Genomic DNA, 15,252 nt, shown 5'->3' with positions numbered 1-15,252 from the left:
AAAAATGCAAGGTAAAGGTTTCATTAAATTTATGGCAATACTATTAGGTATTGTCTGTGTGTATTCCCTCTCGTTTAATCTCGTTACTTCGAAGGTAGAAAAAGACGCAAAAGCATATGCTAAAGGCGACTTAGAAAAAGAAAAAGCTTATTTGGACTCCATGTCAACTGTACCTGTTTATCCGGTTTTCGGATTTGACTATCAGTTTTGCAAAGGAAAAGAAATCAACTTAGGTCTTGACCTTAAAGGCGGTATGAACGTAACGATGGAAATCTCGTTAGGTGAGCTTGTTAAATCTTTGGCAAACAATACAGATGATGCCAATTTTAACAAAGCACTGTCCACAGCACAAACGCAGCTGAATGCAGGTGGTAAGGATTTCATCAGTTTGTTTGTCAACGAATTTGAAAAAATCAGCCCTAATGTAAAACTTGCAGATTATTTCTCTAACCAGGATAATGCACAGCAGCTGAAAGCCAATGCCAGCAATGCTGAAGTAGCAGCTTACCTTTCAAAAGAAGCAACCAGTGCAATCGACCGTTCATTTATCATTATCAGAAGCCGTATTGACGGATTTGGTGTGGTGAGCCCGAACATGCAAAAACAGGAAGGTACCAACCGTATCCTGATCGAGATGCCAGGTGTTCAGGATAAAGAAAGGGTACATAAACTTTTACAAGGTTCTGCTGAATTACAGTTCTGGCAGGTATATCAAAATGAAGAGGTCTACTCTATCATGGAGAATATCAACAAAACCCTTGCTTCAACATTAAAAGATACCACCGCAACAAAAGTAACAGACACTGCTGCAAAAAGCACAAGTGCTCTGGCTGGATTAGCAAAGAAAACCGGGAAAGATTCTACAGATCTTAAAACCCAGGAGCTAACTAAAACTAACCCTTTGTTTGCTGTTTTAAATATCCCTACTTACCAGGCTGAAAACGGGCAACCTGCTTTACGTCCGGGTCCGACAGTGGGATGGGTAGCACAAAAAGACACAGCCAAAGTAAATTCATATTTCAGAATGCCTGAAATCGCGGCAATCATTCCTCAGAGTTTCAAATTCATGTGGAGTGTAAGACCGATGGACGGAACGAAGGTTTTCGAATTATATGCCATTAAATCTGTCAATGCAGATGGAAAACCAGATTTAGGTGGTGACGCCATCAGCGATGCCCGTCATGATTACGACCAGAAGGGTAAACCTGAAGTGACCATGTACATGACTGGCGAAGGTGCGCAGAAATGGAAAAAAATTACTGCTGAAGCTTCGGCAGATCCAAATAACAAAAAATCAATCGCTATCGTATTGGATAACGCAGTGTACTCTGCGCCTACAGTGCAGAATGAAATCCCTAACGGTATTTCTTCGATCACAGGTAACTTTACAGTGAATGAAACACAGGATTTAGCAAACATCCTGAAAGCTGGTAAATTGCCTGCTCCTGCACGTATTGTAGGAGAGTTCGTGGTAGGTCCTTCATTGGGACAGGAAGCTATCGACAATGGTTTATTGTCATTCGTGCTTGCATTTATCGTGATCCTTGTGTTCATGGCCTTATATTACAACAAAGCAGGATGGGTAGCTAACCTTGCATTGGTGATCAACTTGTTCTTCATCTTCGGTATCCTTGTTTCATTGGGTGCTGTACTGACCTTACCGGGTATCGCAGGTATTATCCTCGTGATCGGTTTATCAGTTGATGCAAACATCCTGATCTTCGAACGGGTAAGGGAAGAGCTGAACCATGGTAAAAATATCAGCGTGTCTATCAAAGAAGGTTTCAAACATGCAATGCCTTCTATCATTGACTCCAACGTTACGGTATTGATCCTGGGTGTGATCCTGTACATCTTCGGTAGCGGCCCTGTTCAGGGATTTGCCACCACCCTGTGTATTGGTATCCTGTCGTCCCTGTTCTGTGCCGTATTGATCTCACGTATCGTATTTGAAAGCCTGCTGGCTAAAAATGCCAATATTACTTTTGGTAATAAAGCGACGATCCATGCCTTCAAAAATATTGCATTCGACTTCGTAGGCCGCAGAAAGATCTATTACATCATTTCTTCAGTGATCATTATCTTAGGTTTTGTCTTCTATTTTAAAAATGGTGGTTTAAGACTGGGTATTGACTTCAAAGGCGGAAGAACTTACATCGTTCATTTCGATAAAGGAATGAATACCGAAGATGTGAAAGAGAAACTTGCCCCAAGCTTTGAAAATGAAGAAATCCAGGTTAAAACTGCAGGTAGCGATAACCAGTTAAAAATTACCACAACCTTCCATATTACTGACCAGGATGCTGGTGCAGATAAATTGGTGGAAAACACACTGAGAGAAGGCCTGAACAAAACAGGTGCTAAATATACCATCGAAAGTAACCAGAAAGTAGGGCCAATCATTGCGAGCGACCTTGTTTACAGTGCTTACGGAGCTGTCCTGTTCTCCTGCCTGCTGATGTTTGTTTACATCATCGTAAGGTTCAAGAAACTGAACTATGGTCTTGGTGCGGTTATCGCCCTTTTCCATGACGTGCTGCTGGTATTGTCATTCTATACCATCCTGGATGGTGTACTGCCATTCTCCCTGGAAATCGGACAGGACTTTATTGCGGCGATATTAACCGTAATGTCTTATACCATGACAGAAACAGTTGTTGTATTTGACCGTATCCGAGAGAAGCTTACTGAAGCAGGTAAAGATGATTTATATGGTGAAGAACGTAATAAACTGATCAACTTTGCTTTGAACAGTACCTTAAGCCGTACCATCCTGACTTCATTAACCGTATTCTTTGTCTTGTTAGTGATCTTCATCTTCGGTGGAGAAAGTATCAGAGGATTTATCTTTGCATTATTAATTGGCCGTATTATTGGTACCTACTCATCACTGTGTATCTCTACTCCAATTGTAATCGACCTTGGTCAGAAAAAAGCCAAATAAGCTAAACGCTATAGTCATAAAAGGCATCCTTTATAGGGTGCCTTTTTTTGTTTATGCCTTTTTTTTCTTAATTTGAGTTCCTCATGAAACTACACCCCCTAAAACTGATAGAATGCCCAAGGGATGCCATGCAGGGCCTTCATGATTTTATTCCTACAGCCCTGAAAGCTGCATATATCAACCTGCTTTTAAAAGTTGGCTTTGATACGATCGACTTCGGCAGTTTTGTTTCTCCGAAAGCTATTCCGCAATTAAAGGATACAAGGGAGGTACTGGCACAGCTTGACCTGAGCCATACACAAAGCAAACTACTTGCCATTGTAGCTAATTTACGGGGTGCAGAAGAAGCGGCGACCTTCCCGGAGATCAGCTATATTGGCTTTCCATTTTCGATATCCGAGACCTTCCAGCAAAGGAATACCAATGCGGGGATCACCAAGTCGCTGGATACGGTAAAACAGCTGCTGGAATTGTGTGACCAGCAAGGAAAGACAGCGGTCGTTTATTTGTCCATGGGCTTTGGTAATCCTTACGGGGATGTGTATAACAACGAGATTGTAGAGCACTGGGCTTCTGCCCTGGTCGAAAGTGGTACCACCATACTTTCGATATCTGATACCATTGGTGCTTCTACCCCTGCAAAAATACGGGAGTTGCTTCCCCTGCTGACTGAAAGATTTCACCACACAGAGATAGGCCTTCACCTGCACAGTACCCCGGAAACGAGAATGGAGAAGATTGAAGCAGCATACCATAGTGGATGCAGGCGTTTTGACAGTGCCCTGAAGGGATATGGAGGCTGTCCGATGGCAAAGGATGACCTGACCGGTAACCTGGCCACAGAAGAGCTTATTGCCTTTCTGGAGCAACAGGGGGAAAGCCTGCAACTGAACCAGGAGAAATGGGAAGAAGCATTGGCCTTATCGGCTGCGGTATTCCAAACCTGACCTGCTTCCTCCCGCTAATAGGGATATACCGGATTATCGTTTCACCATTTTAAAGTGCCTGATTCCTGCTTCCTCAAATTGTTCCCCCTCTACGGCGAAACCAAATTTGGCATAGAGGCTGGTGGCATCCAGCTGGGAATGCAGATAAATCAGATCGGCATGATCCGGGATGTCATCCAGGGCAGCAGCCAGCAATGCCTGACCTACCCTTTTCCCCCGAAATTCCTTTAGTACTGCAAACCGCTCCAGTTTGTACCCCTGCTCTGTTTTACGCCAGCGGCAGGCACCACATGGCATATTGTCCATTAAGGCCAGGAAATGGGTAGAAACATCCTCATTTTCATATTCCAGGTCTGCCGGACACCCCTGTTCTTCTACAAATACCTTTTTACGGATAGCAAATGCCCTTTCCAGCTCTTCCTGGGTCCTGATCTTATTTACCTGAAGTATTTCCATGATGTGATTTGTCTTTATGATGACGTGAATGCTCTACTTTAATCTCATTGATCTCCGTTGCTGCATCTATGGAATGAGAACAATGGATATCGGTTTCTTGTTTTGCCAATGATGACAATGTAACATAGAATTTATGCAGCTGGTCGAGCTCTGCTTCCGTTAAATCTTCTATATCCACCATCCTGTTGCTTGCCCGCTCATTTGCTGCCAGAAGTTCATTTAATTTCAGCTGTATGGCCTTCCCGTCTTTATTCTGTGCTTTTTGGATGAGGAAGACCATTAAGAAAGTAATAATGGTAGTACCTGTGTTGATGACCAGCTGCCAGGTTTCGGAGTAATGGAACAGGGGTCCGGTCACCGCCCAGATGACAACAGTCAGGAAAGCGATGATAAATGCAGGAGAGCTTCCCGTGAAGGCTGTTGCTTTGTTGGAAAATTTCTCAAACAGGCTTTTTGATTTAGTTTCAGTTTCCATCGTCTATATTTTTGTACTAATATAGAATATTGGCAGCAACAGCAGGTGAATAGACAAAAAAAAACCGCTGTCTGAAATTCAGGCAGCGGCTTAAAAGAATATTTGGTTAGCTTACAATTTATCGCTTGCATCTCTGCAATTCAGATCTTCAAAAGCTTGTGTTAAACGTTTCACAAAAGTCTCTTCACCTTTACGCAACCAAACGCGTGGATCATAATACTTTTTATTTGGTTTATCTTCTCCATCAGGATTACCAATCTGTCCCTGAAGATAAGCTTCATTGGCTTTATAATAATCTAAGATACCTTCCCAGAATGCCCATTGCATATCAGTATCGATATTCATTTTGATAGCACCATAAGAAATAGCCTCTCTGATTTCCTCAGTAGAGGAACCAGATCCACCATGGAATACAAAATTAACAGGTTTTTCAGCAGTAAGGTTAAATTTCTCTTTCACGAAATCCTGAGAATGTTTAAGGATTACCGGTTGTAATTTAACATTACCTGGTTTGTAAACACCGTGAACATTACCGAATGCTGCTGCAATTGTAAATTTGTCACTTACTTTGCTCAATTCTTCATAGGCATAAGCTACTTCTGAAGGCTGAGTATATAATTTAGAACTGTCAACATCACTATTGTCAACACCATCTTCTTCACCACCGGTCACACCCAATTCAATTTCAAGTGTCATACCCATTTTAGCCATACGTGCTAAATACTTCACGGAAATTTCCATGTTCTCTTCAATCGACTCTTCTGAAAGGTCAATCATGTGTGAAGAAAACAATGGTTTACCTGTTTCTGCGAAAAATTTCTCTCCGTGGTCTAACAAACCGTCGATCCATGGTAATAATTTTTTTGCAGCATGGTCTGTATGTAAAACTACAGCAACACCGTAGTGTTCCGCTAATAAATGAACATGTTTAGCCGCAGAGACTGCACCCAATACACATGCATTTAAGTTGTCATTATTTAATGTTTTTCCTGCGTAAAACTGAGCTCCGCCGTTTGATAATTGGATCATTACAGGTGAATTCACCGCTTTAGCAGTTTCCATAACTGCATTGATCGTATTTGTTCCGGTAATATTTACCGCTGGTAGTGCAAACTGGTGCTTCTTAGCCTGTTCAAACAATTCCTGAACGGCATCTCCGTAAATTACGCCTTTATAGCCTTTTAAACTCATTGTAATAAGATTTAATATATGCCGAAGTTAGGAAAAATAATATGCCACGCAAATGTCTAAGATCATTATTTACATAAACGCCCGTCATTATTTAGCTAAATTATACTAAAAACAGGGTAAACTGTTCTAATTTTTTTTTGTTTCTTTGTAATCGCATTTTTCAACGAATAACATGGCTTGGTTTAAGAGAGAAAAAAAAGGTATCAGTACGCTTACTGAAGAGAAAAAAGAAGCGCCGGATGGCTTATGGAACAAATGTCCTAACTGTAAGAAAGTGTTACACAGTGCAGACCTGATCGAAAATAAATACGTTTGTCACTATTGCAATTACCATTTAAGAGTTGGCTCTAAAGAATATTTTCAGGTATTATTTGATAACAATCAGTTTACAGAGCTTTTCGGTAACCTGACCTCAGGTGACCCGCTGAATTTTAATGATAGTAAACCCTATACTGAACGCCTGACAGATACCATGGCAAAGACAGGTCTGAAAGACGCTATCCGTGCTGCCGTAGGTAAAATGGATGGAGAAGATCTTGTTGTAGCCTGTATGGATTTCAACTTTATCGGTGGCTCTATGGGCTCCGTAGTAGGTGAGAAAATTGCCAGATCTATCGATTATAGTATCAAACATAAAATTCCTTTCCTGATGATTTCAAAATCGGGTGGGGCCAGGATGATGGAAGCCGCATTTTCATTGATGCAGATGGCTAAAACTTCAGCTAAGCTGGCATTGTTGAGCCAGGCTAAAATCCCTTATATTTCTTTGCTTACCGACCCTACCACAGGTGGTGTAACCGCTTCCTATGCTATGCTTGGTGATATCAATATCGCAGAGCCAGGTGCCTTGATCGGTTTTGCCGGACCAAGGGTGATTAAAGAAACGATTAAGAAAGATTTACCTAAAGGTTTTCAGACTGCTGAGTTTGTACTGGAACATGGCTTCCTTGATTTTATTGTTGACCGCAGGGAGATGAAGGCTAAATTAGGAAGTTTCCTCAAAATGGTGAAGAACTAGTATGCTTTTGCCTGGATAGATTTATCCTGGCTTCGCTTGAAAAAGACCTTCCCTTTTTCCGTCTGGAAATTGCTGAAACGCAATTTAAGGCCGGAAAAAGGGAAGGTCTTTTTTTATACAATCATCTGTTGAATGGGTTACGAAGCAGGATTTATAGAAGAAATGGCGGGAAGGTTTTACAGGGCTATCTGCTGAAGTAGTTATGAAGCAGGGTGTATGAGAAGAAATGGGGAGAAGGTTTTACGGGGTTATCTGCTGAAGTAGTTATGAAGCAGGATTTATGAGAAGAAATGGCGGGAAGGTTTTACAGGGTTATCTGCTGAAGTAGTTATGAAACAGGATTTATGAGAAGAAATGGCGGGAAGGTTTTACAGGGTTATCTGCTGAAGTAGTTATGAAGCAGGATTTATGAGAAGATATGGCGGGAAGGTTTTACAGGGCTATCTGCTGAAGTAGTTATGAAGCAGGGTTTATGAGAAGAAATGGGGAGAAGGTTTTACACGGTTACCTGCTGAAGTAGTTATGAAGCAGGGTTTATGAGAAAAAATGGCAGTTAAGGTTTGAATGATTCTATCATTTAAACCTTAACTGCCATTTTTAATTTACTGCAATAGCCTATCCTTACAATATCCCCGTACTGTCTTTACAAATCCTTGTCAGTTGACATAGAATATGGAAAGTCGGAGGTATTCACCCCTCTCTTCTTATTGGGTTCAGCCGACATGTGGAAATCCAGGACTGCACCTTTCAGCAATTCAGAGTGGCTCAGCCAGTTTTTTGTATAGTCTTTGGTATTGAGTTTCAAAGTCTGGATATACCTGTTGCTGGCATTGTTATTGGCCGCATTGATAATTACCTGTTTACCATTTTCAAGGTTCAGGGTTACTTTTTTGAACAAAGGTGCGCCAAGAACATATTGATCCACAGCAGGGGTCACAGGATAAAATCCCAGCGCAGAAAATACGTACCACGCTGAAGTCTGCCCATTATCCTCATCCCCGCAATATCCGTCAGGTGTAGCTTTATACATCCTGTCCAGCACCTCCCTTACCCAGTACTGGGTTTTCCATGGCTGTCCCGCATAGTTATACAGGTAGGTCATATGCTGAATAGGCTGGTTGCCATGCGCATATTGCCCCATATTTGCAATCTGCATTTCCCTGATCTCGTGGATGACTCCACCATAATAGCTGTCATCGAAGACAGGAGGCAAAGAAAACACGGAATCAAGCTTCATGGCGAATTTCTCTTTTCCCCCCATCAGTTTAGCCAGGCCGTCTATGTCCTGAAAAACTGACCAGGTATAATGCCAGCTGTTCCCTTCAGTAAAGGCATCCCCCCATTTGAATCCGTTAAAGGGACTTTGGAAAGACCCGTCTTTGTTTTTCCCCCGCATTAATCCTGTCGAAGGATCAAAAAGGTGCTTGTAATTCATCGCCCTTTTGGCATAAATCCCTATTTCAGATTTCGGTCTATTCAGGGCTTTACCCAGTTGATAGATCGTAAAATCATCATAGGCATATTCTAAAGTCCGCGCGGCGTTTTCATTAATTTTAACATCATAAGGGACATAACCGAGATCATTATAATACTTCACCCCTGCTCTTCCTACCGCTTCAATCGGTCCCTCGTTGTTCGCCCCATGCTGCAATGCTTCATATAACTTTTCAATATCATAACCACGTATGCCCTTGATATAAGCATCGGCGACTACCGAGGCAGAGTTATTGCCTACCATAATATTGGCGTAACCCGGACTGGACCATTCTGGCAACCAGCCGCCTTCTTTGTAATCGTTGATCAGGCCTTCCTGCATTTCTTTATTAATTGCAGGATAAACAAGGTTCAGGAAGGGATATAAGGCCCGGAAAGTATCCCAGAAACCTGTACCTGCAAACATGTATCCCGGCAGCGTTTTACCGTTGTAGGGACTCCAGTGTACAATTTTATCCGCAGCATCGATTTCATACAGTTTATTGGGAAAAAACACCGTACGATACAGGCTGGAGTAAAAAGTACGGGTTTGATCCACTGTACCACCTTCTACAGCAATCCGGCTCAGCGTTTTATTCCATACGGTCTTCGCTTTTTGTTTCGTCAACTCAAAACTATCACCCGCAAGCTCGCGTTTCAGGCTGATATCTGCCTGCTCCACACTAATGAATGACGAAGCTACCTTCATTCCCACCTGTTCCCCTTTTTTAGTTTTGAAACCTATAATGGCTCCTGAATGGTCACTTTTTAATTCCAGTGTATCTCCGGCAAGAGTATTTCCATGCCAGGTTTCGGCAGAAACAAAAGCTTTATCAAAATAAATGACGAAGTAGTTCTTAAAATTGGGTAAAGGCCCCCTTGCATAACGGGTGCTGTAGCCCACAATCTTACGCTCTTTTGGAATGACCTTGATGTATGACCCTTTGTCAAAAGCATCGATCACTACATAGGAACTATCGGAAGCAGGAAAGGTAAAACGGAACTGTGCTGCCCTTTCCGTTGGGGTAATCTCAGTGGTCACATCTGCATCTGCCAGGTAAACACTGTAATAATAGGGTTTGGCCGTTTCTGCCTTATGGGAAAACCAGCTCTCCCTGTCCGATTGTGTGAATCTTTTTTTACCGGTAACCGGCATCACAGAAAACTGTCCGTAGTCATTCATCCATGGTGAAGGTTGATGGGTTTGTTTAAATCCCTTTATTTTGTCAGCATCATAGGTGTATGCCCAGCCATCCCCCATCTTACCGGTCTGAGGGGTCCAGAAATTCATTCCCCATGGTACAGCAATGGCTGGATAGGTATTCCCGTTAGACAGGTCCGGTTTACTTGCAGAACCCATCAATGGATTAATCCATTCTACAGGATCAGTGATGTGATCAGTCTTCTGAGCCAGTACAGGTATTGCCGCAGAAAATAATAATACGGATAGAAATTGCTTTATCATTTTATGTGTGTTATAATTTAGTATTCAATTTACGCATCAAAAGCATTAAAAAATGTGGTTCCTGCTACTGATATACGCTAATTGATATTTTCGTTTCTAAAATAAAGGATTAAATCGTTTTAGTTACACAATACTATTCAATTTATTTAGGAAATAGAAATGATCAGCCATTCAAAAATTCCACAGGCTTTTGCATACCAACCTGATTTTACAGCTTGTGCTCCGAAACAATGGGCCATTACGCTATATAAAAATATGCCGTACATAAAAAGAGGCTGTATCAAATTAGATGATGCAGCCTTTTTTTATGATGGGTAAGTTTTGTACCATCTCTGGACACCAACGCGTTCATTTGCATTTTAGTCATCTGATTTTGAAAAAGGTCAATGAAACAGCTCTTTTAGGCTGCTTTTTTTCTGATATTTTGTGCAATTGCGAGTAAGCCCCATTCGATGGCCACTTTTTCCTTTCCACGGAGCCTAAAGCGGCGGAACCCGTGGTTCTGTTTGATATTTCCGAAGACAGGTTCTACATCATAACATCGTTTCTTTCGCCGCTGTATTCCTTCTTCGCTGTTCAGCTTTTCGAATGCGTTTTGCTTAAGCCTGTTCAGGTTTTCATTGATTTCAATGATGCGGTTCTCTTTTGATTTATGGCAAACTGCTCTCATAGGACAGTTTTCACAATTCCTTGCCTGGTATCTTTTAAGGGTTTGCTTAAAGCCTGTTGTCGTCTTTTTTGTGTAAGACCCGATTGAGAGCATTTGCTGGCCCATTGGGCAGATATAACAATCCTGCTGCTGGTTATAAAAAAGTTTGTCTGCCCCAAAAGGAGATTTGCTGTTGTACTTACCCTTCTGCTGTTTATCGAACATGCCATATTTCACAAAAGCCTCAACTTTCTGATCTTCCAGCAGTTGGTAGTTTTCCTCAGAACCATAGCCTGCATCTGCTGTAAGTTTCTTTGGTGCTTTTCCAAAGCTGCTTACGTGTTGTTCCAGGTGGATCTTCAGGGTAGTCGTGTCGGTTGGGTTGGGATGTATCGTGTAATTGACGATAAACTGGTTAGAGGTAGATATCTGTACATTATAGCCGGGCTTCAGCTGTCCGTTTTTCATGTGGTCTTCTTTCATCCGCATGAAAGTAGCATCTGTATCTGTCTTACTATAACTGTTTCTCTCGCCCAAAATAGCCTCCTGAGCTTCATATCTGGCTATATTCTGCGGATAATTTTTAGTTACATACTTTAGCTTATCCTTCACTTTCTTGTCTATATCTTTCTGCCCGGCAAGCTTTTCATTCAGCTGCTCTACAGCTTGCTTTACCTTCTCACTATCAATCTGTTTAAAATCAGGCGGCTCAGGCATCTTGTCTTCATCACTGGCCACCTGTTGCGCATATTCCCAAATGTGGGTCAGCTGCTTTTTCATTTTTTCCTTATTGGTCTGAATGGATTTCTTCCAGACAAAAGTGTACTTGTTGGCACTGGCTTCGATCTTAGTCCCGTCGGTATTGATTTCCTCAATACTTAATAAGCCTTCAGCGGCAAGTAGTTTTACCACATCCTCAAATACACTGCGAAGGGCATGTTTCAGGCGTACACCCCGGAAACGGTTGATGGTATTGTGATCTGGGTAGCTCATGGAGCTCAGCCACATAAAGTAGATGCTTTCACGGCAAGCGGCAGCCAGCTTACGGCTCGAATAGATATTGGTGAGATAACCATAAACCAGAACTTTAAGCAAAAGTTGGGGATGATAGCTGGAACTGCCTTTAATGTGGTAGGCTTTTAGAAGAGGTTCTATACTAATCTTATTAATCACCTCATTTACAACTCTAACAGGATGGGAATCAGGAATTAATTCATCAAGAGTGGGCGGAATGGCAAGAATCTGCTGTTGGTTATAGGGCTTAAATACGGGTTCTCTGATTGCCATATCTAGTGTGTTTTAATACATTAAATATATGAAAATCAAATAATTGTGTCAATAGTGCTGCGAAAAAATGTTATAAAAAATAAGCAGAGACAGAAGCTATAAATAAAAAAAGAGGCTGATCATGATTTATGATACAGCCTCGTCAGTTTATTTTATGCGTATATAATTTAAAATTCTCTGCCAGGCGTCACACCAGGTTCATGACTGGATCCAAGCGGTTTGTTTTTACGCTCAGGCTGACGGGCAAATGCCGAATTTGATGAGGGCGTGGAAGTCTCTCCACTGGTCAGTTCATCATCATCTGTGGTTTCTTTATAAACGGTCTTTTTCTCTTCTTCTTCGTTATATTGTTCTTCAGGAGTAATCATAATAGATGTATTTAATGAATTAATAAGTTGAATTACTCTTATAAACAGGTAAGTATGCGCATTGTTTGATTAAATTCAAATCCCCTGTAAGATCCGGGGATCCATAACCGGTTAATTTTTTCCTGCAAAAGCCCCCAAAAGGCCTGTGTAGAATGTTTATGCGCTGCTCGGCCAAAAACAAAGGCCGTATCATTCATCATGACCGGCCTTGTTTTTCTATTTTCGTCTGTCCTCCCCTGCAGCAGCCTCTTTAATATTGGATGCTATGGGCTTTGGTCAGCTGGGTTATTCCTCCGCTGTACAGTATTACCACCTACCGCTAATGCAAGCCTATTAAACTGTAATATTCTGTTCAACAATATGCTTCACTTTTTCTACTACAAAATCAAGTTCTTCCCTGGTATTGAACTTACTGAAAGAGAAACGTACCGATGGCCGGTTAGGGTCTACACCAATACCGGTAAGGACATGGGAACCTATATTTGAACCTGAAGAACAGGCACTCCCACCAGAGGCAGATATTCCCTGTATATCCAGGTTGAACAACAGCATATCTGCCATGTCCATCTCCGGAAAGGAAACGTTAAGTACCGTATACAGACTTTTCTCTGGATCAGTTTCTCCATTGAAACTAATTCCGGGAACCTCCGCCATTAACTTTTCCTTCATATAGGTTTTGAGTTCCTGGATATAGGTTTTATGCTCTTCCATTTCAGCGTAAGCAATTTCCATTGCCTTTGCCAGACCAACAATTCCATACACATTCTCTGTACCTCCACGCATATTGCGTTCCTGGGCACCGCCAAATATCATGGGACTGATCTTAACTTTGTGGTTGACATAGATAAATCCTACGCCTTTAGGCCCATGGAACTTATGGGCAGCACAAACAATGAAGTGTGCCTTAAGCTTCTTCACATCGTGAACATAATGCCCCATTGTCTGTACCGTATCACTATGGAAGATGGCATCGTATTGTTCGCAGAGATCACCTATACGCTCGATATCATTCAGTGTACCCAATTCATTGTTGGCATGCATCAGGGAAACAAATGAGCGGCCGTTTTCCTGTAAAAGCTGCTCCAGGTGGGCATAATCAAGATTTCCCTTGCCGTCAATATTCACGAAACTCAGCTTATCAATGACTCCGTCTTTCAACAACTGTTCCATGGTATGTTCTACGGCATGGTGTTCAATTTTCGACGTAATGGCATGTTTAATCCCAAATGCAGCGATGCCACAACGAATGGCCGTATTATCGGCCTCAGTTCCACCAGAGGTAAAAAACACTTCTGCAGGAACTGCATTTAACAAGCCTGCAACAGTTTTTCTTGATTTTTCAATCAGGGTACGCACCTCACGGCCCTGTGCATGAATAGATGAAGGATTTCCATAATAATTCTCCATCACATTAACCATCTCGGCCATTACCTGCTTATCAAGTGGTGTTGTTGCAGCGTTATCTAAATAGATCCTGTTCATGTGTATTTTAATTCAATTTTAAAATTTCTTTAATATCCGAAATTATCTTTTTCGCAAGGTTCTCTGCCACAGTTTCATTTTCTGCCTCACTGTATATTCGGATAATCGGTTCTGTATTTGACCTCCTGAGATGTACCCATTCATTGTCAAACTCTATTTTCAACCCATCAATAGTACTGTTCGGCTGATTTTTATATTTTTCCTGCACCTTAACCAATAAGGCATCTATATCCATTTCCGGTGTAAGCGTAATCTTATTTTTAGAAATATGGTAGTTAGGGTAACTGCTGCGCAATAAGGAAACAGATCTACCAAACTTCGCAAGATGCGTTAAAAATAGGGCAATACCAACTAAGGCATCCCTCCCGTAGTGTGATTCCGGATAGATAATCCCGCCATTCCCCTCACCACCAATAATCGCCCCGGTCGCTTTCATCTGGTTCACCACATTGACTTCCCCCACAGCGGAAGCATGGTATTCCGCACCTGCTTTCAGGGTGACATCTTTTAGCGCCCGTGTAGACGACAGGTTAGAGACCGTATTTCCCGGTGTATTTTTTAAGATATAATCGGCAACAGCCACGAGGGTATACTCTTCACCAAACATAGATCCATCCTCACAGACAAAACAAAGACGGTCAACATCCGGATCGACTACAATTCCCAGGTCAGCATTTTGCTGCTGCACGACTTTGGCGATTTCAGTTAGATTTTCCGGCAGCGGCTCCGGATTATGCGGAAACTCCCCATTTGGGTCACAGTACAGCTCAACTATATTTTCTACGCCCAGTGCTTTTAACAGCGCAGGGACAAAAATGCCTCCGGTAGAATTTACACAGTCGATCGCCACTTTAAAGTTGGCCTTCCTGATGAGCTCCGTATCCACCAATGGCAATGCCAGCACGGCATCAATATGCTTCTGCAGGTAGGAATCGTCCATTGTTACTTTTCCCAGCTCATTCACCTCGGCAAAAGAAAAATCTGCCCGCTCGGCCATTTCCAGGATCTCACGCCCATCCGCATCGCTGATAAACTCACCGGCACTGTTTAACAGCTTCAGTGCATTCCATTGCTTGGGATTATGGCTTGCAGTCAGGATAATCCCACCCCCGGCTCCTTCCATAGGCACAGCGATTTCCACTGTTGGAGTGGTGGAAAGTCCCAGGTCGACCACTGCTATCCCCAAACCCTGTAAGGTTCCGGTGACCAGGTGATTGACCATATCCCCTGAAATGCGTGCATCACGCCCGATTACAATTTTTTTTATCTGTGTATGCTGAATTACCCATGAGCCGTAAGCCGCGGTAAATTTCACAATGTCGATTGGTGTTAAGCCATTCCCGGCGATTCCGCCGATGGTACCCCTGATTCCGGAGATAGATTTTATGAGTGTCAACGCTTTAATATTTGTTTAGCAAAAATAGCAAAAATTTAAGAAGCAGGGACCATATAAAAAACAATTGAAAGTAAATATCCAACCGTTGCAACAGTAATTAC

11 protein-coding genes are annotated in these 15,252 nt (G+C 42.1%); 3 read left to right on the top strand and 8 right to left on the bottom strand.

What is annotated here, in order from left to right; translation table 11 throughout:
- Positions 1-4: 4 nt before the first annotated feature.
- Both secDF and ACSBL2_RS05355 read left to right on the top strand, forming a co-directional pair.
- Complete coding sequence (gene secDF / locus ACSBL2_RS05360) at positions 5-2,944, top strand: protein translocase subunit SecDF (protein ID WP_442590639.1); 2,940 nt, start codon at positions 5-7, stop codon at positions 2,942-2,944.
- Positions 2,945-3,027: 83 nt separating this feature from the next.
- The gene (locus tag ACSBL2_RS05355; RefSeq protein ID WP_442590638.1) at positions 3,028-3,891 is read left to right on the top strand and encodes a hydroxymethylglutaryl-CoA lyase; all 864 of its coding nucleotides are present in this window, start codon (positions 3,028-3,030) and stop codon (positions 3,889-3,891) included.
- Positions 3,892-3,924: 33 nt separating this feature from the next.
- On the opposite strand, the gene ACSBL2_RS05350 is transcribed toward ACSBL2_RS05355, so the two are convergent.
- The 3 genes from ACSBL2_RS05350 to fbaA form a co-directional block, all read right to left on the bottom strand.
- Positions 3,925-4,347 (bottom strand): GNAT family N-acetyltransferase, encoded by a 423-nt coding sequence (locus tag ACSBL2_RS05350; protein ID WP_442590637.1) that lies wholly within the window; start codon positions 4,345-4,347, stop codon positions 3,925-3,927.
- The gene (locus tag ACSBL2_RS05345) at positions 4,325-4,822 is read right to left on the bottom strand and encodes a low affinity iron permease family protein (RefSeq protein WP_442590636.1); all 498 of its coding nucleotides are present in this window, start codon (positions 4,820-4,822) and stop codon (positions 4,325-4,327) included. The genes ACSBL2_RS05350 and ACSBL2_RS05345 overlap by 23 nt, the downstream gene beginning before the upstream one ends.
- A 111-nt stretch (positions 4,823-4,933) precedes the next feature.
- Entirely contained in the window at positions 4,934-6,013 is a 1,080-nt protein-coding gene (fbaA, locus tag ACSBL2_RS05340) for a class II fructose-bisphosphate aldolase (RefSeq protein ID WP_442590635.1), read from the bottom strand.
- Between the two features lie 172 nt (positions 6,014-6,185).
- On the opposite strand from fbaA, the gene accD reads away from it, so the two are divergent.
- Positions 6,186-7,031 (top strand): acetyl-CoA carboxylase, carboxyltransferase subunit beta, encoded by an 846-nt coding sequence (accD, locus tag ACSBL2_RS05335; protein WP_442590634.1) that lies wholly within the window; start codon positions 6,186-6,188, stop codon positions 7,029-7,031.
- Between the two features lie 643 nt (positions 7,032-7,674).
- Here the strand turns inward: accD and ACSBL2_RS05330 are convergent.
- The 5 genes from ACSBL2_RS05330 to glmM all read right to left on the bottom strand — a co-directional run bounded on the left by ACSBL2_RS05330 (position 7,675) and on the right by glmM (position 15,151).
- Positions 7,675-9,969, bottom strand: a complete 2,295-nt coding sequence (locus tag ACSBL2_RS05330; protein ID WP_442590633.1) for a GH92 family glycosyl hydrolase — start codon at positions 9,967-9,969, stop codon at positions 7,675-7,677.
- 400 nt (positions 9,970-10,369) lie between these two features.
- A complete protein-coding gene (locus ACSBL2_RS05325; RefSeq protein ID WP_442587651.1) occupies positions 10,370-11,905 on the bottom strand; it encodes an IS1182 family transposase in 1,536 nt (511 codons plus the stop codon).
- A 167-nt stretch (positions 11,906-12,072) separates the two neighbouring features.
- Entirely contained in the window at positions 12,073-12,273 is a 201-nt protein-coding gene (locus tag ACSBL2_RS05320; protein ID WP_442590632.1) for a hypothetical protein, read from the bottom strand.
- Positions 12,274-12,606: 333 nt separating this feature from the next.
- A complete protein-coding gene (locus ACSBL2_RS05315; RefSeq protein WP_442590631.1) occupies positions 12,607-13,755 on the bottom strand; it encodes a cysteine desulfurase family protein in 1,149 nt (382 codons plus the stop codon).
- A gap of 7 nt (positions 13,756-13,762) precedes the next feature.
- A complete protein-coding gene (gene glmM / locus ACSBL2_RS05310) occupies positions 13,763-15,151 on the bottom strand; it encodes a phosphoglucosamine mutase (protein WP_442590630.1) in 1,389 nt (462 codons plus the stop codon).
- Positions 15,152-15,252: the final 101 nt, after the last annotated feature.

Source organism: Pedobacter sp. AW31-3R, from assembly GCF_052180285.1.
GTDB lineage: Bacteria > Bacteroidota > Bacteroidia > Sphingobacteriales > Sphingobacteriaceae > Pedobacter.
This window is presented reverse-complemented; position numbering and strand designations above follow the sequence as displayed.

What these genes read in the sequence shown, in the direction of transcription:
- secDF (WP_442590639.1), top strand. Translation starts at nt 5, where the DNA reads ATGCAAGGTAAAGGTTTCATTAAATTTATGGCAATACTATTAGGTATT.
- ACSBL2_RS05355 (WP_442590638.1), top strand. Translation starts at nt 3,028, where the DNA reads ATGAAACTACACCCCCTAAAACTGATAGAATGCCCAAGGGATGCCATG.
- ACSBL2_RS05350 (WP_442590637.1), bottom strand. Translation starts at nt 4,347, where the DNA reads ATGGAAATACTTCAGGTAAATAAGATCAGGACCCAGGAAGAGCTGGAA.
- ACSBL2_RS05345 (WP_442590636.1), bottom strand. Translation starts at nt 4,822, where the DNA reads ATGGAAACTGAAACTAAATCAAAAAGCCTGTTTGAGAAATTTTCCAAC.
- fbaA (WP_442590635.1), bottom strand. Translation starts at nt 6,013, where the DNA reads ATGAGTTTAAAAGGCTATAAAGGCGTAATTTACGGAGATGCCGTTCAG.
- accD (WP_442590634.1), top strand. Translation starts at nt 6,186, where the DNA reads ATGGCTTGGTTTAAGAGAGAAAAAAAAGGTATCAGTACGCTTACTGAA.
- ACSBL2_RS05330 (WP_442590633.1), bottom strand. Translation starts at nt 9,969, where the DNA reads ATGATAAAGCAATTTCTATCCGTATTATTATTTTCTGCGGCAATACCT.
- ACSBL2_RS05325 (WP_442587651.1), bottom strand. Translation starts at nt 11,905, where the DNA reads ATGGCAATCAGAGAACCCGTATTTAAGCCCTATAACCAACAGCAGATT.
- ACSBL2_RS05320 (WP_442590632.1), bottom strand. Translation starts at nt 12,273, where the DNA reads ATGATTACTCCTGAAGAACAATATAACGAAGAAGAAGAGAAAAAGACC.
- ACSBL2_RS05315 (WP_442590631.1), bottom strand. Translation starts at nt 13,755, where the DNA reads ATGAACAGGATCTATTTAGATAACGCTGCAACAACACCACTTGATAAG.